The following is a 21,762-nucleotide window of genomic DNA, read 5'->3' on the forward strand; positions in this document are numbered from 1 at the left end:
CACCGTCATTCATAACAATGAATAAAAGGAGGCTTCGGCCTCCTTTTTTAGTTCCTCTCCCATTGCTAAAAGTGCTTTCTGAGTGTGATCTTAAACTCATCTTTACTTTTGCCAGTCTTTTCATACATCGCGCTTACTCATCGTTGACATATTGAAACACCACTATGTTTGAATAGCGCATGATGTTTTTTTAATAATTGATAACGTGTATGAAGAGCAAATTAATTTTATTAGCAGGACTAGTTTCTAGTACCGCAATGGCGGCAAATGAGCCAACGAACTTGTCTGTTGGTATGGCTGTCGATCAACAGTTGAGTGTTGTTGTTGAGTTAGATAATAAGTATCGCGGCATTATCGGTAACGATGGTATGGCGTTTGATTACATCGCTAAACGTGGAACATTCGATCAAAACATGCCTGTGACTTGGTATGTTGGCGTTGGTGGTTGGTATGAATGGGATGATGAGTTTGGCGTGCGTGTGCCTCTCGGTGTGAACTGGGATTTATCACGCGGCTGGGATCTTTATGGTCAAATACACCCAGAGCTAGATCTTTACAAAGGTGCTGACTTACAACTTGGTGGTGCCGTTGGCATCAAATACAGTTTCTAGAATAAAAGAAACATAAAAACGCCGGTAAATACCGGCGTTTTTTGTTTGGAATGCAATACTGCTATTGTTTATCCATGGCTCGCTTGATACAAACGGCTGCGCCGCCCCAAGTGATACCTAAACCAATAACCATCATAATAATTGCGCTGATTGTCATTTCGCTGTCTCCTTGCGATTCACTGCGTTAATCACTAGACCAAAGATAAATAGTGCGGCGATAAGTGCCCAGCCTACAGTTAGATCATAACCACCGTAGCCTTCAGTAAATAAAGCATAAAGCTTAGTCGCTAAGATAATGGCGAGCATAATCGGTGTTACGAAGCGTAAACAGATCTCAAACCATTGACCAATAGAGAAATCAGAGCGCTCATTTACGTAATTACGTACTTCAGGCACGCGTTTCAATAGCCACGCCATCAATACAATCTCAACCAAGCCGCCTACCATAATGCCAACGTTGTTTGCGAAGTGGTCTACTAGGTCTAGCAGCAATAGACCGCCATTTGTTGCGAACGCCATAGAAACCACAAAACCAGTTCCGATTACAACGTTTGCAGCTTTTTTTCGGCTCCAGTTTAGCTTATCGATGATGGCGGATGTTACGGCTTCCATGATAGAAATGTGCGAACTTAGACCAGCAACCACCAGTGCAAAGAAGAACAGAGGACCAAGAATATATGGTGCGGGTAATAAGTTAATTGCCGCAGGTAAAGTAACAAAAGCAAGGCCAACGCCTGCAGATACCACTTCTGTTAGCGGTTTACCTTGTTCTTGAGCCATGTAACCCAAGACAGAGAAGATCATAATACCAGCTAGGATGGAGAAGCCACAGTTGATCAACACGGTCATAAACGCGTTATTCGTGATGTCTGATTTTTCTGGCAGATAACTAGAGTAAGCCAGCATGATCGCGAAGCCGATGCTTAGGGTAAAGAAGATCTGACCGTACGCAGCTGCCCATACTTTCACATCCCAAATTTTGCTGAAATCGGGTTCAAACATGTAGTTAACGCCATCCAAAGCTCCTGGCAAGAAAACCATACGTCCGATTAAAAAAATCACCATCAAGAATAGTATTGGCATCATGATTTTAGATGCGCGCTCAATCCCTGATTTCACGCCTTTGGCAATGGCGGTATAAGTAATGGCCCAAGCAATCACCATAGATAAGGCTATCTTCCATTGAATACTGCCTAAGTCTGTTGGTGAGTTGTCACCTAACTTTAGGTACTCGCTAAAGAAAAATGCGTTTGTATCGGTTCCCCAACCTTGAGTGAACGACAACCCAAAGTAAGAAATTGACCAACCGATAACTGCAACATAGTAAACGGCGATAACTGCTGCAACACCAACTTGGAACCAGCCAAGCCATTCAAATTTAGAATGAATTTTCGCTAGCGTTTTTGGTGCTGAGCCTCGGTACTTTTGTCCCATACTGAACTCAAGGATCATAAATGGAATACCGGCCGTGATCATGGCGAAAATGTAAGGAATAAAAAATGCGCCGCCACCGTTTTCATAGGCCATATATGGAAAACGCCAAATGTTTCCCAAACCGATAGCAGACCCGACTGCTGCTAAGATGAATCCCGCTCGGGATCCCCATTGTTCTCGCTTCATATTTGACTCCTATACGACTCCCTGAGGAATGAAGCTCTCTCCGTAACACAGTAATATTTGCGTAAACTGTTGGAAGAAAGGACCGCTGTTATCTATCAGCTTTTCTATCCTTAATTCTAGCTTATTATAATTTTCTAGAGCTATATTCTGGTTACTGTGAGAGAAAGTAGATTATTAATCTTAAAATTTTGATGTGTGTTTGATGAAACTGAAATATTTATCTGTTTTCACTAATCAGACTAACTTCTAATAATACTTAGCGCAATAGAATCTAAATGTTAACTCAGATGCGTTGTCTGGTTTTAATCTTGTTAAATTTGAGTTTGATTATGGTTTTGTGTGGGGGATTGGTTGGTTGTATGGAATAAATGACTAGAATCCAATAATCGACTTGGTGTTTAAAACTATTTTGATGAACTAGGGCGTACGGCTATCTTTTGCACACCCCGCTAGAGAATGCTTCGTTACTTTTCTAAGCGATGATTTTTAGATGATATTTTCTATCTGCTTTGTGTAGGACTCGCCCAGCACTCTTTGCGGAGAGCCCTACGAAGTGAAGTGTACAAAAAATTAGAAACGGAAACTAAAACCAATATTTGATTGGAATTGATTCATCCAATCGGTATCGAACTTAATGATGCAGTTTGAGCCGTCATTAGGTAGGGTGCAGGCTCCAGAGGTATCGTTATCAACGACCGTTCCCAACCATCTCAATTGGGCTGTCAACGCAAAGTTCTTTGAAAACTCATATTCCAGCCCTGCAAAAGCGCTAGCCGAAAATCCGTATTTTTTGTCTACCCAATCAACATCGGTGTAAGAGGCTCCCAAGCCAACACCAATATAGGTTTGCCAGTTTTCTGCAACAGGGTAGTACATGCTGCTTTGAAATTGCAGGTAATGGATGTCTGCCGAATTTGATAACTTTTCAAGTTCTGTTGATTGGTTGGAGTAAAATAATCCAATTCTTCCTTTCTCAAAAGGCGTCTCGATTGAAAGTGCGTAGTTCACTGCGGGATCGAGGTCGTATGTATTGCCACTTTCGTCTTCTACTTGACCGCCACCTGTATAGCCTATGAATGGAGTAACGATAATATTGGCTTGTGCACTTACCGCGGTGCTGAGCAGTATGCTTCCTACCAGCCAGCTGAGTTTTTGGTTCATGTCCTATCTCCTTATTATGACTAAGCTAATTGTGATGGGTTAGTCAAAATTGCGCGACTAAATTAAGCAAATCTTGAACATATTTCACACTGGTGTTATTAATTTGTTACATATTAAGGAGGTGTTTATGGAACACGATCTAAAATCCGCGTTAATCATCGTGGTGACTGTTTTTGCAGTACTTTTGTCGTTTGGCATCATTGCGATTACAACGGCTTAAGATAACTACTTTTACTAAGTGTTTTAACAAAATGGCGTGAGCCTATGATACGTAACAGCGGTATAATCACAGAAAGCCACACTGAGCTTGATGTCAAAGTTTATGAGCATTTCAGGCATGGAAAAACTGCTTTAGTCACGCAAGGTGGCGGGCAGAGAGGGATTTTTACCGCTGGCGTATTAGACGCATTTTTACTTTCCAACTTTGATCCTTTCGATGAATTCTACGGTACCTCTGCTGGGGCACTCAATTTATGTTCTTACTTATGTCGTCAACACGGTATGGGCAAAGCTTTTATTACCGAGCTGACAACGTCTCCCGAATTTTTTAATCTGTTTCGTTATATTCGAAAGCAGCAGTACTTGGGTTTAGAGTGGGCGTTAGAGCGGATTCAAGATTTCCCTTACAAGCTCGATCTTGATTTAGGCCGCAGTGCACTAGGAGGACGAGGTGCGTTTGCAGCGGTAACAAATGTAGAGACGCTATCGGATCAATATTTACCAATCTTGGGTGACACGTGGTTTAACACCATGTTAGCAACATGCGCGATTCCTAAGTTGTACCACGGACCTGTCGACGTTAATGGCAATAAGTTTGTTGATGGTGGTGTGTCGGCTTCTATCCCTGTTCAAGAAGCGTGGCGTCAGAATGCTCGCAACATTATTGTCATCCGAACAGAACCGTTCTCGGAGATTGAAGCGAGAGCGCAAAGTGAAGTAGGGGATGTGCCTGTCGAGTGGTATCGAGAGTCTATCAATTCGGTGCAGCAATCATGGCAGCAAAAAGTGAATCGATGGAAGTTGGATTGGGCTTCGTTCTTCCAACAAAAAATTAATGCCGCCCATCAGTCGAAGCTTGCCGGAAAAATGCTATTGAATGGAGGCCGTTGGTTGTTCGGTGCTGATAATTTGTATCGTCTAAGCCATTTAATCGGTGAGAATTTTGACTCAGGTTTAGCCGACATGCTGATGATTCACTATCAAACATTTGAGCTCACTCAGGCCTTTATATCTGCTCCACCTGACGATACTTTCATTTTACAAATCGCGCCTAAAGAGGGGCTTCGTTCTTCTTCTTTGTTAAGTGACCAAGAATCACTAGAGCATGATTATCAACTCGGACTTCAGGCGGGGTTTAATCTGGTTCAACTCTATGACCAACTGAATATTGAAATTGATGGCAGAGAGAGTGCATAACCTTTTGTATTAACGACATACGCTAAATACAAAGTGAGGTGTAAATAAATGAGGCTCCGTTTTCGGAGCCTCATTCGTGTGCGTACCTAATCTCTATGGTTAATAGGGTTAGGTATAAAGGTTATGCTTGCAGAATTCGCATGCAGTTGGTTGAACCAACGACATCCATTACATCGCCTTGAGTTATCATGACTAAATCACCCTTGTGCAAGAACCCTTGTTCTTTAAGGCTGGCAATCGCAGCTTGAGCTGTCGGTAAACCTGCATCACTTTTTGACTCGAAATATACCGGTGTCACGCCTCGGTATAGTGCAGCTCGATTGAGCGTGGATTCATTACGTGATAAGGCAAATATTGGTAAGCCAGAGCTTAAGCGAGACATCATCAACGCAGTCCTGCCAGATTCTGTTAACGAGATCATCGCTTTAATTCCTTCCATGTGATTCGCAGAGTACATGGTTGCCATTGCGATGGTTTCTTCAGCGGTTTCGAAGGTGCGATCTAAGCGATAAGTGGATAGGCTTGCCTCAGACATTTTTTCTGCGCCCACACATACCTCGGCCATGGATTTGACCGTTTCTACAGGGTATTTACCTGCTGCGGTCTCTCCAGACAGCATCACTGCGTCAGTGCCGTCTAGAACCGCATTGGCCACGTCCATCACTTCAGCACGCGTCGGCATCGGGCTAGTAATCATGGACTCCATCATTTGTGTCGCAGTAATTACGATGCGGTTTAAACTGCGTGCGCGGCGAATCAGTTTTTTCTGGACGCCAATAAGTTCAGGATCGCCGATTTCTACACCCAGATCGCCACGCGCAACCATCACCACATCGGATGCGAGAATAATATCGTCAATAGACTCATTAGTTGCGACGGTTTCTGCTCGTTCGACTTTAGCCACCAACATGGCTTCAAGGCCTGCATCTCTGGCTAGGCGTCGAGCGTAATGCATGTCTTCGCCGTTACGTGGGAACGAAATAGCAAGGTAGTCCACTTGAATTTCTGCGGCGGTAAGAATGTCGGCTTTATCTTTCTCTGTGAGCGCATCGGCTGACAATCCGCCGCCTTTTTTGTTGATCCCTTTATTATTAGATAGTGGACCACCAACAATCACACGGGTATGAACTTTATTGCCTTCGACGCTGGTGACTTGCAGTTGAACGCGTCCATCATCGAGTAACAGAATGTCGTTTGGTGACACATCTTGCGGCAGTTCTTTATAATCTAGCCCTACGGACTCTTGGTTGCCTTCACCTTTTGGTAAATCACTGTCTAATGTGAATTTGTCGCCCACATTCAACATGACTTGGCCGTCTTTAAAGGTCGATACGCGGATTTTTGGGCCTTGCAAGTCGCCGAGGATAGCAACTTGACGCCCAAGCTTTGCCGCAATGGTACGGACTTTTTTGGCGCGTTGAATGTGGTCTTCACTGGTTCCATGTGAGAAATTCATACGGACAACGTTTGCACCGGCTTTGATGATCTCCTCAAGTACATTGTCCTTATCCGTTGAAGGACCAAGCGTGGTGACAATTTTTGTTCGTCTTAGTTTGGAAGTCATAGATTCTCCGATGAATGTATGTGTAAAGGTAACTTGAACTCTATCCTTACTTTCCTCAATCGCTCTCAAGGTCTGCCTCGTTGCTGAGCCCACACCTTAAAGCTGCTTGAGAATAAGTATATGCACAGAATGTTTACATTAAGAGTAATCCCGGTAAAACAGACAGATATTCCATAGGCTTCAGCCTCTATTGAAGAGAATGCGCTGTTGTAACAGGAGTTACTTCATAATTTAGTGAATAAAAATAAGTTATTTTTCAAACAATTTAACAGGAGTAGATTCTTCGTTATTTGATTGAATACACAAACAAACAGGTTTATACGTGATGCTTGTCACGGGGATTTATTAATTCACTTCACAATTAGTTCGCAAAGTAAAAAAATTGTCTCGTTATAGAATTTCGGAGTGCAAGATGTACATGGCTCAACCGGGCCATATTGATCATATCAAACAGGTCAATGCTGGTCGTGTATATAAACTAATTGACCTAAAAGGTCCTATTTCTCGAATTGATTTGTCCAAGCAGAGTGAGCTTGCTCCTGCCAGTATCACCAAAATCACTCGAGAATTAATTGAAGCGCACTTGATTCATGAAACCACAGTACAAGAAGCGACGAGTCGTGGTCGACCTGCCGTCGGTTTGCAGGTCAACAACGAAGGGTGGCAATTTCTGTCAATGCGTTTGGGGCGAGGTTATTTAACTATTGCTCTGCATGAGCTAGGTGGCGATGTGTTGATCGATACTAAAATCGAGATACACGAACGTGACCAAGACGATGTGCTTGAGCGTCTGCTCTACGAAATTGATGAATTCTTCCAAACTTACGCGGATCAACTTGACCGTGTTACCAGTATTGCAATTACGCTGCCTGGCCTTGTGAATTCAGAGCAAGGTGTCGTGCTGCAAATGCCTCATTACAATGTCGAAAATCTTGCTCTTGGACCAGAGATATATAAAGCAACGGGCTTGCCAGTTTTCATTGCCAATGACACGCGAGCTTGGGCATTAGCAGAAAAGCTTTTCGGCCACTCTCAAGACAATGACAACTCTGTTCTTATCTCTATTCACCATGGTTTAGGTGCCGGCATCATTCTGGATGGGCGCGTTTTGCAAGGCCGTCACGGCAACATTGGTGAGCTTGGGCATATTCAAATCGATCCAAATGGAAAACGTTGTCATTGTGGCAACATTGGTTGTTTGGAAACCGTTGCCAGTTCTCAAGCCATTCGTGAAGAAGTCGTAAGACGAATTGCTGATGGCGAAGACTCTATTCTTGCTGAGCAAGAAGAAATGAGTATTGAGAGCATTTGTGAAGCGGCAGCGAATGGTGATCCGTTGGCAGTTGATGTGATTGAAAAGCTTGGACGCTATTTAGGCTCTGCAATAGCTATTGTGATCAACTTATTTAACCCTGAGAAGATCTTGATCGGTGGTGTGATTAACCAAGCAAAAGATGTACTTTATCCTGCGGTGCGTCGCTGTATCGAAGAGCAGAGTTTACCGGTTTATCACCAAGATCTTGAGCTGGTGGAATCTCGTTTCTATAAGCAAGCAACAATGCCTGGTGCCGCGTTGATCAAGCAAGCGTTGTACGATGGTCAGTTATTGATGAAGGTTGTGGAAGGCTAATTGCTTCAAATATGATTAAGTGTTTAGGTGTCGAGCCTATACATTTTTAGATGATTTAGGGTGAGGCTTAACAGCTCACCCTTTTTGATCGCCTATTACTAGAAGGTGAATTTGAGTTGTGCTGCATTGCTATATCTGCGCCATTCATGTAATTTCCTAAAAAGCTCAAGTAAATAAACCCAAATGGCTTTCAATGTGTAGAGTGACTTTGTGTCTGATACAAATAGAAGGGAAGTAATGCGCTGAAACCGTTGTACTTTCAAGCCATGCTCGAAAAACAAATATCTTAAGGTTACTTGGGCTTAGAACCTTAATGTGTCTGTATTGATTTCGAGTAAATAAGAATTATCCATAATTTAGGTAGTAGTATGTCCGGAGTGTTAAATACGGTTGACCAGCGTACGAACTTGGTTGGTGAAAACCGACTAGAGCTTCTGCTGTTCACTTTAAATAGTCGCCAATTGTTTGCGATTAATGTGTTCAAAGTGAAAGAGGTCATCAAGCTGCCACCGTTAACCAAGCTTCCTGGCTCACACTACAACATTCGTGGGGTCGCTTCTTTACGAGGTGAAGCGGTGCCAGTGATTGATTTGCGTGGCGCAATAGGTTTCCCAGCTTTGCGTGGTGAAGCGGAAGAAGAAAATTTGATCGTGACAGAGTACAACCGTACGGTGCAGGGCTTCTTAGTCGGTCCGGTTAAAAACATTATTAATACGGCATGGACTGAAATTCAGCCGCCTCCTTCCACGTCTGGTCGCTCGAATTACCTCACAGCTATCACGCAAATCAAAGAGGGGGATGCCTCTCAAATTGTCGAAATTATTGACGTTGAAAAAGTTTTAGCAGAGATCGTGCATTACGATGTCACGATTTCAGCGGACATTCTGGATCAAGAACTTGCCCAAGCAATGGTCGGGCGTAATGTTCTGATTGTGGATGATTCATCTACAGCTCGTAATCAAGTTCGCGATACGCTTTCTCAATTGGGTATGAATATCATCGAGTGTCGTGACGGACTAGAAGCGTTAACAGTTTTAAAACGCTGGTGTGATGAAGGGAAAGACGTAGAAAAAGAGCTGTTGATGATGATTACGGATGCTGAAATGCCTGAAATGGACGGTTATAAACTGACTCATGAAGTGCGCCAAGATCCACGTATGTCTAAGTTGTTTATTACGTTGAACACTTCTCTGAGCGGCAGCTTTAATGAAGCCATGGTACAAAAAGTAGGTTGTGATCGTTTTATCTCTAAATTCCAACCAGACCTGTTGGTTGAAGTTGCTCAAGACCGATTACGCCAGATGCTTTCTAAAAGTGCATGATTAGATATAGTGAAATCAGAGGGGGAGCAGCTCTCCCTCTGATTTTTTAACGCCTCGCTTATTAATATCTCTGTACTAATGAAAGTCGCGAGATTTACTTTGTAAATTATTCAAATAGTGCGTGCAATCAATCAACTTGCCAGCAATAACGTGCGTGACTTCTCCCTCTCTTTCAAGAATGCCTTTCACCATTAATACTTTAGCGCCTAAATACGCTTGCTTTTGGGCTCGTGCTGTCGCTTGCCAAACGACCACATTAATGTTGCCAGTGTCATCTTCTAACGTAAAAAATGTCACGCCAGCGGCGGTGCCTGGAGATTGTCTTCCCGTTACCACGCCTACCACTGTGACCAATGACCTATGCGGTTTCTCTGCCAATTGCCTCATGCGGGTAAAATGAGGGAGTTTGCCCGTTTCTTCTAATAATTTAATCGGGTGGCGGCTAAGAGATAGTCCTGTACTCGCGTAATCCTCAATTAAATTTTCATATTCTGAGGGCTGAGTTTGGTAGCTAACACTGGGTTCTTCGACCTTGTGAAACAATGGTAGGTCAGATAAGGAATCCATTGCTGCCCAGCGTGCGTTATAACGATTCCCCGATAGGATCTGAAATGCATTGGCTGAAGCCAATAATTCAATGTCACTTCGGCTTCTTAATATCTGCTTTACTTCTTGAATCGAGCGGTAACCATTAAGTGGTTTGCGCTCAATAAGCCTTTGCGCACTTTCTGCGTTAAAGCCTTTCACCAAGCGAAAACCAAGTTGCACGCCGAGCCTGCCATTCGGGCGTGAGACGAGATGATGCTGATATTTTGAATGATTGACGCACACCGGCAATACTTCGACTCCATGTCGGCGAGCATCTTGTACTAATTGCGATGGGCTATAAAATCCCATTGGTTGGCTGTTCAACAGTGCAGTGTAAAATTCTGCTGGGTAATAATATTTTAACCATGCAGAACAATATGCCAGCACTGCGAAAGACGCTGAATGACTTTCAGGGAAGCCGTACTCACCAAAGCCGCAAATCTGATCGAAAATGCGCTCAGCAAACGCTAAGTCATAACCTCTCTCTTGCATACCATTGATCAGTTTTGGCCTGAATTTAGCCAGATCGCCATTCTTTTTCCATGATGCCATTGCTCGACGGAGTTGATCGGCCTCGCCGCCGCTAAACCCAGCTGCTACCATGGCTAGCTTGATGACTTGCTCTTGGAAAATTGGGACGCCCATAGTCCGCTCAAGAACGCTTTTTACTTCTTCCGATGGATAACTGACAGGCTCTTTGTGATCACGCCGTTTTAAAAAAGGATGCACCATATCACCCTGAATAGGGCCTGGACGAACAATCGCAATTTGAATCACTAAATCGTAATAACAAGCGGGCTTTAAGCGAGGGAGCATGCTCATTTGTGCACGAGATTCAATTTGGAATACGCCTATCGTGTCGGCCTTTTGAATCATGCGGTACACGTGTGGATCATCTTGTCGGCGAGTGATCTCGGAAATAGAGAGGGAGCGCTGGTGGTGTTTCTCGACCAGTTGAAAGCACTTTCTGATGGCGTTTAACATGCCGAGTGCGAGCACATCGACTTTTAATAGCTTCAAGCTTTCTAAATCGTCTTTGTCCCATTGAATGATAGTGCGATCTTCCATCGAGGCATTTTCAACAGGTACTAACTCATATAAAGGGCCAGATGAAATTACAAAACCACCCACGTGCTGAGATAAGTGGCGTGGGAAGCCAATTATCTCGTTGACCAATTGGATAAACTGCTGCCCTTTGAGAGATTCTGGTTGTAAGCCAAGTTCAATAATTTGAGCTTGCCAGCCTTGGCTGCGATCTCGGCGATTAACGTTCTTAATGAAAAAATCTAATTGGGTCTCTTCAATCCCTAGCGCTTTACCGACTTCACGCACGGCACTTTTAAAGCGATAGCTGATCACTGTTGCAGCAAGTGCTGCACGCTCACGGCCATATTTTTTGTAAATATATTGGATAACCTCTTCACGGCGCTCGTGTTCAAAGTCCACATCAATATCCGGCGGTTCCCTACGTTCTTTACTGATAAATCGTTCGAATAAGACTGCGATTTGTCGAGGGTCGACGGCGGTAATTTCCAGGCAATAGCACACCACAGAGTTTGCGGCGGAACCTCGACCTTGGTAAAGAATGCCTTGTTGTTTCGCGAACATTACGATGTCATGGATGGTAAGGAAGTAGTAGTGGTATTTCAGCTCTTGAATAAGCGCAAGTTCATTCTCGATGGTTTGATTGACTTCTGCTGGCACGCCTTCAGGAAAACGCAGCTTTTTACCACGCTCGACTAACATACGTAAGTAAGAGTCGGGTGTATAACCATCTGGGATCAGCTCGGTAGGATATTCGTATTTTAAATCGGAGAGCTTAAACTCGCATAAATCGGCGATGTAAGTACTTTCTTCCAGCCATTCTGGTTTGTAAATCCGAACCAGTTTTTTAAAAGGACGAAGCGCTCGTTCTGTATTCGAAATACGATCAAAACCGAGTTTATCGACGCTACACCCATGCTTTATAGCGGTAAGTACATGCTGTAATGGCAAGCGTTCAACATCATGCATGAGAACGCCTCCGCAGGCAGTTATAGGTAATTGAAATTCATGTGCTAACTGCTCGCAGTGCGCAATGTACTCAGTATCGTTGTTACTCAAATGGCGCTGAATCGCTACCCACAAACGATTAGCGTGGTGTTGATTGAGCCAGCGTCCCCAATAGTGGTCACTCTCTTGATGTGTGGGCAGCCACAATACCAAGCAATGTCGAATCGACATCAAATCCCATTCGAACAGTTGATAGTTGCCTTTTTCACTTCGTCTTCTTGCGTTTGTGATGATACGACACAACTCGGCATAAGCCTTGCGACAAGGGCAAAGCAGTACGATTTGGCATTCATCATTTAACCAAAACATACTTCCAACGATTTGTTTGATATCGAGTTTATGTTGTTCGATGGTCGCATGGGCTTTGACAACGCCCGCGACCGAACATTCATCAGTTATGGCTAGAGCTTGATAGCGATAGAAAGCAGCTTGGAGTACCAGTTCTTCTGCATGAGAAGCCCCAGTCAAAAAAGAGAAGTTAGACTGACAAAATAGTTCCGCGTAACTCATAATGATCCAACAAAAATAACTGTCGATTTAACAAAAATAGCCATGAAGAAACCAGTGCTTGTGCTGATCGCGAAATATCCATAACCAGCGGCCTTGCTTGGTGTGTGCAATGTAGTAATCACGCATGATCTCATCACCATCCCACCATCCAGAAACGATTCGCTCAGGTCCGTGGACCAAAGAGACTTGCTCTTGCAATGCAATGGGAGTGGGCAATTGCATTGCGGGGCGTAGTATGGATGGTATGGCGTGCTCCTTTTCATCTGGAGCATCAGCAGGGCGATACTGACTGGCCTTTTCTGGTCTAGGATCGCAAGCGATGTTGGGTTTTAACACGGCACTTTTTCCCAATTTAGCTTGCAGTAAAGAGAGCAGCTCTAAAGCATTCATGTTCCCTTTTTGCCCAGCAAAGAGATCGCGTGATGCACTAATAGGCTCACCTTGACGGACGACTTTTAACGTTAGCCCTGTGACTGGGCCATTGAGCGAGAGTGGCTCTAAGCTTAAACTCGCTAACTGCTGCCAACGCTGACATAGGTAATCACCTTGCGCAGAAGTGAGTTGAAGGTGTTGCTCTTGTTTCTCACGCTGGTGGAGTGTTAAACACAGCTCAAAAGCGACCTTATCTCTTAATTTAAGAAAGGTTTCGAGTTGACGAAGTAACTTGGCCAGCGGCTTTTCAATCCACTGGACGTTTTCGAGCTCAAATAACAGCTCTAAATAAACTTGGAAGGATTCGGTCGGGTGATAAAAGTCTACAGGATGCTTGAACTGCCCTGTCAGTCGACCAACGTAGTTCACCAAATCGATATCAAAGCGTCGTGCGATGTCTTGCAATGGCAGTTCAAGTAACCCTTTTAAGGAAGTAACGCCTACGCGATGCAGCTTTTCAACTATAGAGCTCGATAAATCGGTTAGAGGCAGCGGTAATGGGAATAACATTTGTTCGATAAGAGATTTATCGTCACTAAGCACATTCGCTCCTGCCAATGCCATTAACTTGGCCGACAGAGGTGAAAAGCCACAACCAAATTGAAAGCTTAACTGCAGTTTAGTTAAGTGATTACTGACTTTATTCCAGTAATTGTCCAACCCTTCATATAGGGTGAGCATCGGTGTGGCACGTAGCAAAATACCTTGGTTTGGCATCAACACAACGTCAGATGTGATCAAATACAACCACTGAGCTACCTCTTGTAATTTATTTAATTCGGTTTGTGGATGATAAGGGTGCACTTGTAAATCTCGACACAAGGACGCAGCACTGCCTAAGCCCATACCAGGCTTAATACCTTGTTGTTCGGCAATCTCGTTGTATTGAATGATCTGACAACGTTGGCTTTCGACAATCACCACGGGTTGATCTTGGTTATCACCAAAGAGTGCGTCTAGCTGTAGGCGAGGGAAGTGCAAGTAAATCCACAAAGCCATATCACTAACCTTGGTTCGCCAGTGGGAAATTGACCACAGTCGAGTGCAGAGTTTCAGATGATGGTTTCACCAGTTGCGGGTAATGGTGTTGGAAACTGATATCGACACTGCCTTTGCTCCAACCACCTTTTCGCTTGAGAACTTCCACTCTGACGCCTTGTACATTACCTTGCAGCTTTAGGCTTAATGAAACAGGTAAAGACAAGCGGTTTGTCATATTAGGCTTGAGCATAAATAGAGGACAAGTGCCTTGTTCACTCGCTACCTGTAAGCGTTTCACTTGATGTATTTCAAGCTCTTCTTGCCATAATAAAACATTACTGCATACCCCACTTTTCAGACATTGCTCTGCAGCCCAAAGAGCATCTTTAGGGTGAGTTGGAGTGACGACCCACACTTGGTTTATATCCAAACCGATGTAGTGTAAGAACAGAGAATTCACTAACGCGGGAGGTTGAATAAATGCAGTCACACCATTGGTCTGAGTGGCTTTTAAATAAGGAGCGAGCAAACGCAATTCACCAATACTACCAATAGATTCCATCTCCACTACGCCGTGAGGTGGAAAGCCTCCGCCGAGCAAATCATCTAATTCAGAAAACCCGGAACTAGTCCGCAACTGCTGAGGATCTGTTTTCGTTAAATTTGCTTGCCAAACAAGGTGCTGGCTTTTTAAGTGCTGAATAATATCGTGCATAATAAATACCTGTATATATGTACAGTATATTTCTATGGAAGAAAGTCGCAAGATTTTTATGAAGAGAGAAATGAAAAAAGGCAGCGTTTGCTGCCTTTTTAATCGATTATGTGAGGTAACCTGAATTAGTTATTTACGCTTCGGTTGAGCGTCGATGCACTGACCATTCACATCGGTAACCGCTGGATCCATTAAGTGCAAATATAGCGGCATGATATCCAATGGCGTTTTGAGAGTATTTGCATCTTCACCCGGGTATGCTTTTTCACGCATGCGAGTACGAGTTGCTCCAGGGTTAATTGCGTTAACACGGATCGGCGTATCACTCAGCTCGTCAGCCAAAACTTGCATCATGCCTTCTACGGCAAACTTAGAGATAGCGTATGGCCCCCAGAACGCGCGACCAGAGTGGCCGACGGTCGAAGAGGTAAAGATAATACGCCCAGCTTCTGATTTACGCATCACAGGCAGTAGTGCTTGAGTCATTAACACTTCTGCTTTCACGTTGATCTGCATGATATCGTCGAAATCTTCCTCTTTGATTTGATCAAATGGACACAGCGAACTCAAGACACCAGCGTTGTGTAATAGGCCATCCAAACGACCAAACTGTCCTTCGATTGTCTCTGCCATATCAATGTAATTTTGCTTAGTTGCGCCCTTGAGATCCAGAGGAATGATAGCAGCTTGTGGGTAGCCAGCTGCTTCAATCTCATCATAGATAGATTCAAGGTTTTGCACATTTCTACCCAAAAGAATAACAGTTGCACCGTGCTCGGCATAAGAAAGCGCGGCTTGACGGCCGATGCCATTACCAGCGCCAGTAACAAGAATGACTTTACCTTTTAGAGCATCAGCTGAAACGGAGTAGTTCACGGCGATAAATCCTTATTATTGTAAGAGGGTCCATGATAGTTAATTGACGCTAAAAAACGCCTGTTTCTCAATGGAAAATCTTGGTAATCGTGACAAGATGGTTACAATACACCAATTCATGTGTTATACCAATTCCAGAACTTTCGTTAGGTATGCTATCAATCAGAACAAGTGGTTACAAACCGCGCTGCCTTCTCGCTGATGTTTCTGCGTAACATACTAACGTCATCTGAAATGAGATAAAGGAGCTCTCGTTGGAATTTTTATTAGATTATGGTCTGTTTCTGGCCAAAATTATCACGGTGGTTGCTGCGATAATTGTTCTGCTCATTATTGCAAAATCGGCTGGTGGCAAATCGGGTGCGGCGAAAGGGGAGTTAGAGATTACCAACCTTTCAGAGCAACACAAACAATCTGTTGAGCAGTTAGAACATCATTTGCACGACGATGCTTTCATCAAAGCTCGAGATAAAGCGGTCAAGAAAGAAGAGAAAGAGAAAAACAAATCTCGTGAAAAAGAGATCAAACAAGCGAGCAAAGACGGTTCATTAGATAGCAAGCGTGAACCACACCTATTCGTTCTTGATTTCAACGGTAGTATAGATGCAAAAGAAGTTGCGTCTCTACGTGAAGAGATCACTGCTATTTTGGCTGTCGCACGTGAAGGTGATGAAGTATTACTTCGTTTAGAATCTGGCGGTGGTATGGTTCATGGTTACGGCCTTGCCTCTTCTCAACTGGACCGAATCAAAGCTGCGGGTCTTCCTCTGACCATCTCTGTTGACAAAGTTGCGGCAAGTGGCGGTTACATGATGGCATGTGTCGCAGATAAGATTGTTTCTGCACCGTTTGCAATTGTGGGTTCTATTGGCGTTATCGCACAAATTCCTAACTTCAACAAACTGTTGAAGAAACATGACATTGAGTACGAACAACTAACCGCGGGTGAATATAAACGCACGCTAACGATGTTTGGTGAGAATACCGATAAAGCGCGCGATAAGTTTAAGCAAGAGCTTGAAGAAACACATGTCTTGTTTAAAGACTTTATTCGCGAGCGTCGTCCTAGTTTGGACCTAGACAAAGTAGCCACAGGTGAGCACTGGTTCGGTACACAAGCGAAAGAGCTTGGTTTGGTGGATGACATTAGTACATCTGATGATATCGTTGTTGCGGCATGCAAAGATAAAACCGTACTTTCTGTGCATTATGTGCAGAAGAAAAAGCTGGCAGACAAGCTAGCAGGTGTCGCGGGCAAAGTTGCTGACAGTGTGATCTTAAAGTTAGCTGAGCGTGGCCAAAAACCGATTGTTTAATCGAACCTAAGATCATGACATTTAAAACGGCGAGGGTGGAAGCTCTCGCCGTTTTTGTTGAACCTTATGTTTATTGATGAATCCAATTGCGCATTAGGTGTAATGCTTTACACGACATTTTTCCTCGCTCCAAAGGGCGATTACCCGTATAATGCGCGCCTCGAAAACCGAGCAAATTGCTGAAAAGAAACTATAGGTGGAGAAGAACATGTCCTCTCAAACTCCGGTTGTAACCGTAGATGGACCTAGTGGTGCAGGTAAAGGCACTTTATGTATGTTGCTGGCGAAAAAGTTGGGTTTCCAACTCTTAGATTCTGGCGCAATTTATCGTGTACTTGCACTCGCTGCGATTCACCACGGTGTCGACACAGAGTCAGAAGACGCACTTGTCCCACTGGCAACACACCTAGACGTTCAATTTATCGCAGAGGGTGACTTAGTGAAGGTCGTTCTAGAAGGCGAAGATGTGTCAGGGGAGCTTCGCAAAGAAGAAACGGGTATGGCAGCATCTAAAGTTGCGGCTCTGCCACGTGTTCGTGAAGCATTATTACGTCGTCAGCGTGCATTTGAGGCCGCTCCGGGCCTAGTGGCTGATGGTCGTGATATGGGCACAATTGTATTCCCAAGTGCACAAGCGAAAATCTTCCTTGATGCGAGCGCAGAAGAGCGTGCAAATCGACGCCTTAAACAGTTGCAAGAGAAAGGGTTAGATGTTAAATTTGCTGACCTTTTAAGCGAGATCCAAGAGCGTGACGACCGAGATCGTAACCGCCCAGTGGCGCCACTACGCCCTGCTGAGGATGCGCTTGTGCTAGATTCTACGTCGATGACTATCGACGAAGTAGTAGAAAAGGCACTACAATATATCGAATCGAAGCTAGCTGAGTAATGATACTCGGCTAGACTAAGAGCGTTGGTCGCAAGGATGATGACTGGCGAATTTAATAACCCCATGCGGTAGGATACCCGTGGACGTTTAATTTATTGAAGATTAACTAAATGACTGAATCTTTTGCTCAACTCTTTGAAGAGTTTCTAAACGAAACAGAATTCCAACAAGGCAGCATCGTTAAAGGTACTGTAGTAGCTATCGAGAACGGTTTCGTTCTTGTTGACGCTGGTCTTAAGTCTGAATCTGCTATCCCTGCTGAACAGTTCAAGAACGCTGCTGGCGAACTTGAAGTTGAAGTTGGCGCTGAAGTAGACGTAGCTCTAGACGCTGTTGAAGATGGTTTCGGTGAAACTCAACTTTCTCGTGAGAAAGCTAAGCGTCACGAAGCTTGGATCGTACTTGAGAAAGCTTACGAAGAAGCTGAAACTGTTGTTGGTATCATCAACGGTAAAGTTAAAGGCGGTTTCACTGTTGAACTAAACGGTATCCGTGCTTTCCTTCCTGGCTCTCTAGTAGACGTACGTCCAATCCGCGACACTGCTCACCTAGAAAACAAAGAGCTAGAGTTCAAAGTTATCAAACTTGACCAAAAACGTAACAACGTAGTTGTTTCACGTCGTGCTGTTATCGAATCTGAAAACAGCGTTGAGCGTGACGAGCTTCTAGAAACTCTACAAGAAGGTTCTGAAGTTAAAGGTATCGTTAAGAACCTTACTGACTACGGTGCGTTCGTTGACCTAGGTGGCGTTGACGGTCTTCTACATATCACTGATATGGCTTGGAAGCGCGTTAAGCACCCATCTGAAATCGTTAATGTTGGTGACGAGATCCAAGTTAAAGTTCTTAAGTTCGACCGTGAGCGTACTCGCGTATCACTAGGCCTTAAGCAACTAGGCGAAGATCCATGGGTAGCAATCGCTAAGCGTTACCCAGAAGGTCACAAACTAACTGGTCGCGTAACTAACCTAACTGACTACGGCTGCTTCGTTGAAATCGAAGAAGGCGTTGAAGGTCTAGTTCACGTTTCAGAAATGGATTGGACTAACAAGAACATCCACCCTTCTAAAGTTGTTAATGTTGGCGACGAAGTTGAGGTTATGGTTCTTGAAATCGACGAAGAACGTCGTCGTATCTCTCTAGGTCTGAAACAGTGTAAAGCTAACCCATGGCAGTCATTCGCTGAAGCACAAGCTAAAGGCGACAAAGTTACTGGTAAGATCAAGTCTATCACTGACTTCGGTATCTTCATCGGTCTAGAAGGCGGCATCGACGGTCTAGTTCACCTATCTGACATTTCTTGGAATGTTGCTGGCGAAGAAGCTGTACGTGAGTACAAGAAAGGCGACGAGATCTCTGCAGTTGTTCTAGCAGTAGACGCTGAGCGTGAGCGCATCTCTCTAGGCATCAAGCAAATGGAAAACGACCCATTCAATGCTTACGTTGCTGACAACAAGAAAGGTGTTCTAGTTAACGCTACTGTAACTGCTGTTGACGCTAAAGGCGCTACTGTTGAAATCGCAGAAGGCGTTGAAGGTTACATCCGTGCTTCTGAAGTATCTCGCGATCGCGTAGAAGATGCTTCTCTAATCCTAAGCGCTGGTGATGTTGTTGAAGCTAAGTTCACAGGTGTAGACCGTAAGAACCGCGTAATCAACCTATCTATCAAAGCTAAAGACGAAGCTGACGAGCAAGAAGCAATGGCATCTATCAACAAGCAAGATGACAATGCATTCGGTAACGCAATGGCTGACGCTTTCAAAGCTGCTAAAGGCGAATAATATACTCGCTTAAGCAAAAAAGGAGCCGCAAGGCTCCTTTTTTATATTTGAGCATATTTAAGTAGTAATACTAATGACGGTAAACTATCTTAATAAAAGGCATTTCTTCATTGCGCATTTTGCATAAAATTTGTCTAGAATTGTCAGCAAGTGTTTGTTGGAATTAGTATTACTTACTATAATAAGTGATAAAGATACTCAAAGAGGGCAACTATGACTAAGTCTGAACTGATTGAAAGACTCTGCGCTGAGCAAACACACTTATCAGCGAAAGAGGTAGAGGATGCTGTAAAAGATATTTTAGAGCACATGGCCTCTACGCTAGAGAGCGGTGACCGTATCGAGATCCGCGGCTTTGGTAGTTTTTCTCTTCATTACCGCGAGCCTCGCGTAGGTCGTAACCCTAAAACGGGCGATAAAGTGGAATTGGAAGGTAAATACGTTCCACATTTCAAACCTGGTAAAGAGCTTCGTGAGCGTGTAAATATTGGCTAACGCACTCTTATTAGTTTGAAAAAAGCGGCATACGTTTGTGTATGCCGCTTTTTTGTAATGTATCCAAGCAGTTTACGAAGCGAGCTGTTGATTCTGGCTGTTTTCTTTGCAGCTTTCTACACCCAAGTAACTTTAACTTCTAGGCGTGTCTACAAACTAAGCATCTTGAGGTTACTTGGGTATAGATTATTGCTAATATACGTAGTCTGAAGAAGTATTTTCCTGCATAATCTTACCGACTTACTCCTAGAAGGGTGATGTAAATGAAAATTATAAAAATCGTTGCTGTTTTAGCTCTCTTTTTAATTGCATTGGCGTTAGGTTCCCAAAACCAAGAGCTCGTGACTTTTAACTATCTTCTAGCCAAAGGAGAGTTCCACTTATCTACACTATTAGGTGTGGTATTTGTGGTTGGCTTTGCTTTAGCGTGGGTTATCTTTGGTAGTATCCAGCTGAAAACTCAGCTACAAGTTCGTCGTTTAAAGAAAAAACTGAAAAAGTACGAACCTACAGATGCAAACAAACCTGCTGATAAGCCAGCCATCGAAAAACAGGCATAAGGATAAGGCTTAACTTTAATGCTTGAACTACTCTTCTTGTTGTTGCCTATAGCTGCTGCGTATGGCTGGTATATGGGGCATCGCAGCGCTCAGCAAGACAAGCAGAAGCAATCTCATCAAATCTCTCGTCAGTATATGACGGGTCTTAATCTGCTGCTCTCTGACCAATCAGATAAGGCTGTCGATCACTTTATTGAATTGCTCCAAGTTGATAACGAGACCATCGATACCCACCTTGCGTTGGGTAACCTATTCCGGTCTCGTGGCGAAGTCGACCGTGCAATCCGAATTCACCAAAATCTCATTTCTCGCTCTGGCTTAACACTGGATCAAAAGAATCTTGCACTTCAACAGTTGGCGAAAGATTACATGGTCTCTGGTTTTCTCGATCGTGCAGAGAAAATCTTCGAACAGTTAGTCGAAGAGCCAGATTACAAAGAAGCGGCCCTTCAGCAATTGGTAACCATTTACCAACAAACACGTGAATGGGAAAAAGCAATTTATTACGCCAATCAATTGGCTAAGTTGGGTAATAAACGCTCCAGAATGCGTGCGAATATTGCGCATTTTTGGTGTGAAATTGCAATGCTCGACCAAGCCGATGGTAATACTAATAAGGCAATACAGCACTTTAAAAAAGCCCTAGCAGAAGACCCAAAGTGTGTTCGAGCGAGTATTGCTTTGGGACGAATTTATCTAGAGTCTGAAGATTATAAACACACGATAAAATACCTGACGGGTGTGCTTGAGCAAGACAAAGACTTTATCAGCGATGTCTTACCAACCATTGCAGAGTGCTACCATCATTTGGGCCAGGAAGATGAACTTGTAGAGTTTCTGCGAGCTTGTATTGATAAGAAAGCAGGCGTATCAGCCGAGTTAATGTTGGCTCAGTTGGTTGCTCACCACGAGAACGTCGGGGCTGCACAAGAGCTGCTGACCAAACAGCTGCTGAAAAATCCAACCATGAAGGGCTTTTATCGATTAATTGACTACCACATTGCTGAAGCAGAAGACGGTCGCGCGAAGGACAGTCTATCGACGCTACAAGCGATGGTGGGTGAACAGTTAAAAGTGAAACCACACTACCGATGCCGGAAGTGTGGGTTTTCTACTCATTCCCTTTATTGGCACTGCCCATCCTGTAAAGGGTGGGGGACGATCAAGCCAATCCGCGGATTGGATGGTGAATAATTTTAATGCAGCTGACAGAGTTTCTGTCCGCTGCATTTTTTTAACTTTT

Annotated in this window: 19 protein-coding genes; 11 read left to right on the forward strand and 8 right to left on the reverse strand. The window is 43.9% G+C overall.

The genetic code is table 11. From position 1 onward, the window contains the following. The first annotated feature begins 209 nt into the window (after nucleotides 1–209). A complete protein-coding gene (locus L3V32_RS08940; protein ID WP_005396996.1) occupies nucleotides 210–611 on the forward strand; it encodes a hypothetical protein in 402 nt (133 codons plus the stop codon). Nucleotides 612–672: 61 nt separating this feature from the next. Here the strand turns inward: L3V32_RS08940 and L3V32_RS08945 are convergent, their stop codons facing one another. The 3 genes from L3V32_RS08945 to L3V32_RS08955 all read right to left on the reverse strand — a co-directional run bounded on the left by L3V32_RS08945 (nucleotide 673) and on the right by L3V32_RS08955 (nucleotide 3,392). After that, complete coding sequence (locus tag L3V32_RS08945) at nucleotides 673–768, reverse strand: MetS family NSS transporter small subunit (protein WP_005372963.1); 96 nt, start codon at nucleotides 766–768, stop codon at nucleotides 673–675. Beyond that, the gene (locus L3V32_RS08950) at nucleotides 765–2,231 is read right to left on the reverse strand and encodes a sodium-dependent transporter (protein WP_199804038.1); all 1,467 of its coding nucleotides are present in this window, start codon (nucleotides 2,229–2,231) and stop codon (nucleotides 765–767) included. Before L3V32_RS08950 ends, L3V32_RS08945 begins: the two co-directional genes overlap by 4 nt. A 570-nt stretch (nucleotides 2,232–2,801) precedes the next feature. After that, the gene (locus tag L3V32_RS08955) at nucleotides 2,802–3,392 is read right to left on the reverse strand and encodes an outer membrane beta-barrel protein (RefSeq protein WP_005398217.1); all 591 of its coding nucleotides are present in this window, start codon (nucleotides 3,390–3,392) and stop codon (nucleotides 2,802–2,804) included. Nucleotides 3,393–3,519: 127 nt separating this feature from the next. Between L3V32_RS08955 and L3V32_RS08960 the strand changes: the two genes are divergently transcribed. After that, nucleotides 3,520–3,612 carry a YnhF family membrane protein gene (locus L3V32_RS08960; RefSeq protein WP_005372970.1) on the forward strand — a complete coding sequence of 31 codons (93 nt, stop codon included), beginning with the start codon at nucleotides 3,520–3,522 and terminating at the stop codon, nucleotides 3,610–3,612. 44 nt (nucleotides 3,613–3,656) lie between these two features. Further along, on the forward strand, nucleotides 3,657–4,808 hold the full coding sequence (locus L3V32_RS08965; RefSeq protein ID WP_005398215.1) for a patatin family protein: 1,152 nt from the start codon (nucleotides 3,657–3,659) through the stop codon (nucleotides 4,806–4,808). Between the two features lie 121 nt (nucleotides 4,809–4,929). Here L3V32_RS08965 and pyk read toward each other — a convergent pair whose 3' ends face one another. After that, the gene (gene pyk, locus L3V32_RS08970; RefSeq protein ID WP_005398214.1) at nucleotides 4,930–6,372 is read right to left on the reverse strand and encodes a pyruvate kinase; all 1,443 of its coding nucleotides are present in this window, start codon (nucleotides 6,370–6,372) and stop codon (nucleotides 4,930–4,932) included. 412 nt (nucleotides 6,373–6,784) lie between these two features. On the opposite strand from pyk, the gene L3V32_RS08975 reads away from it, so the two are divergent. Next, a complete protein-coding gene (locus L3V32_RS08975; protein ID WP_005398213.1) occupies nucleotides 6,785–8,002 on the forward strand; it encodes an ROK family protein in 1,218 nt (405 codons plus the stop codon). Nucleotides 8,003–8,370: 368 nt separating this feature from the next. Next, complete coding sequence (locus L3V32_RS08980; protein ID WP_005398212.1) at nucleotides 8,371–9,324, forward strand: chemotaxis protein CheV; 954 nt, start codon at nucleotides 8,371–8,373, stop codon at nucleotides 9,322–9,324. A 75-nt stretch (nucleotides 9,325–9,399) separates the two neighbouring features. On the opposite strand, the gene L3V32_RS08985 is transcribed toward L3V32_RS08980, so the two are convergent. The 4 genes from L3V32_RS08985 to L3V32_RS09000 all read right to left on the reverse strand — a co-directional run bounded on the left by L3V32_RS08985 (nucleotide 9,400) and on the right by L3V32_RS09000 (nucleotide 15,478). Next, complete coding sequence (locus L3V32_RS08985) at nucleotides 9,400–12,474, reverse strand: error-prone DNA polymerase (RefSeq protein WP_237284131.1); 3,075 nt, start codon at nucleotides 12,472–12,474, stop codon at nucleotides 9,400–9,402. A 27-nt stretch (nucleotides 12,475–12,501) separates the two neighbouring features. Then, a complete protein-coding gene (locus L3V32_RS08990) occupies nucleotides 12,502–13,905 on the reverse strand; it encodes a DNA polymerase Y family protein (protein ID WP_237284132.1) in 1,404 nt (467 codons plus the stop codon). A gap of 4 nt (nucleotides 13,906–13,909) precedes the next feature. Further along, nucleotides 13,910–14,602, reverse strand: a complete 693-nt coding sequence (gene imuA / locus L3V32_RS08995; RefSeq protein WP_237284133.1) for a translesion DNA synthesis-associated protein ImuA — start codon at nucleotides 14,600–14,602, stop codon at nucleotides 13,910–13,912. 129 nt (nucleotides 14,603–14,731) lie between these two features. Continuing rightward, on the reverse strand, nucleotides 14,732–15,478 hold the full coding sequence (locus L3V32_RS09000; protein WP_046874431.1) for a YciK family oxidoreductase: 747 nt from the start codon (nucleotides 15,476–15,478) through the stop codon (nucleotides 14,732–14,734). Between the two features lie 254 nt (nucleotides 15,479–15,732). Here L3V32_RS09000 and sohB point away from each other — a divergent pair, with 254 nt between their 5' ends. The 6 genes from sohB (at nucleotide 15,733) to lapB (ending at nucleotide 21,713) form a co-directional block, all read left to right on the forward strand. Then, complete coding sequence (gene sohB / locus L3V32_RS09005) at nucleotides 15,733–16,794, forward strand: protease SohB (RefSeq protein WP_005385819.1); 1,062 nt, start codon at nucleotides 15,733–15,735, stop codon at nucleotides 16,792–16,794. Nucleotides 16,795–17,002: 208 nt separating this feature from the next. Next, nucleotides 17,003–17,683: a (d)CMP kinase gene (gene cmk, locus L3V32_RS09010; protein WP_005397113.1), complete on the forward strand. Its 681-nt coding sequence runs from the start codon at nucleotides 17,003–17,005 to the stop codon at nucleotides 17,681–17,683. 110 nt (nucleotides 17,684–17,793) lie between these two features. Then, nucleotides 17,794–19,464 (forward strand): 30S ribosomal protein S1, encoded by a 1,671-nt coding sequence (gene rpsA / locus L3V32_RS09015; protein WP_005385817.1) that lies wholly within the window; start codon nucleotides 17,794–17,796, stop codon nucleotides 19,462–19,464. A 213-nt stretch (nucleotides 19,465–19,677) separates the two neighbouring features. Then, nucleotides 19,678–19,959 (forward strand): integration host factor subunit beta, encoded by a 282-nt coding sequence (gene ihfB, locus L3V32_RS09020; protein ID WP_005385816.1) that lies wholly within the window; start codon nucleotides 19,678–19,680, stop codon nucleotides 19,957–19,959. 263 nt (nucleotides 19,960–20,222) lie between these two features. Next, nucleotides 20,223–20,519, forward strand: coding sequence for a LapA family protein (locus L3V32_RS09025; RefSeq protein ID WP_005397112.1), 297 nt, complete (start codon nucleotides 20,223–20,225; stop codon nucleotides 20,517–20,519). A gap of 18 nt (nucleotides 20,520–20,537) precedes the next feature. Then, on the forward strand, nucleotides 20,538–21,713 hold the full coding sequence (gene lapB, locus L3V32_RS09030; protein ID WP_005376665.1) for a lipopolysaccharide assembly protein LapB: 1,176 nt from the start codon (nucleotides 20,538–20,540) through the stop codon (nucleotides 21,711–21,713). Nucleotides 21,714–21,762: the final 49 nt, after the last annotated feature.

This window comes from Vibrio sp. J2-4, assembly GCF_021728155.1.
Classification (GTDB): domain Bacteria; phylum Pseudomonadota; class Gammaproteobacteria; order Enterobacterales; family Vibrionaceae; genus Vibrio; species Vibrio diabolicus.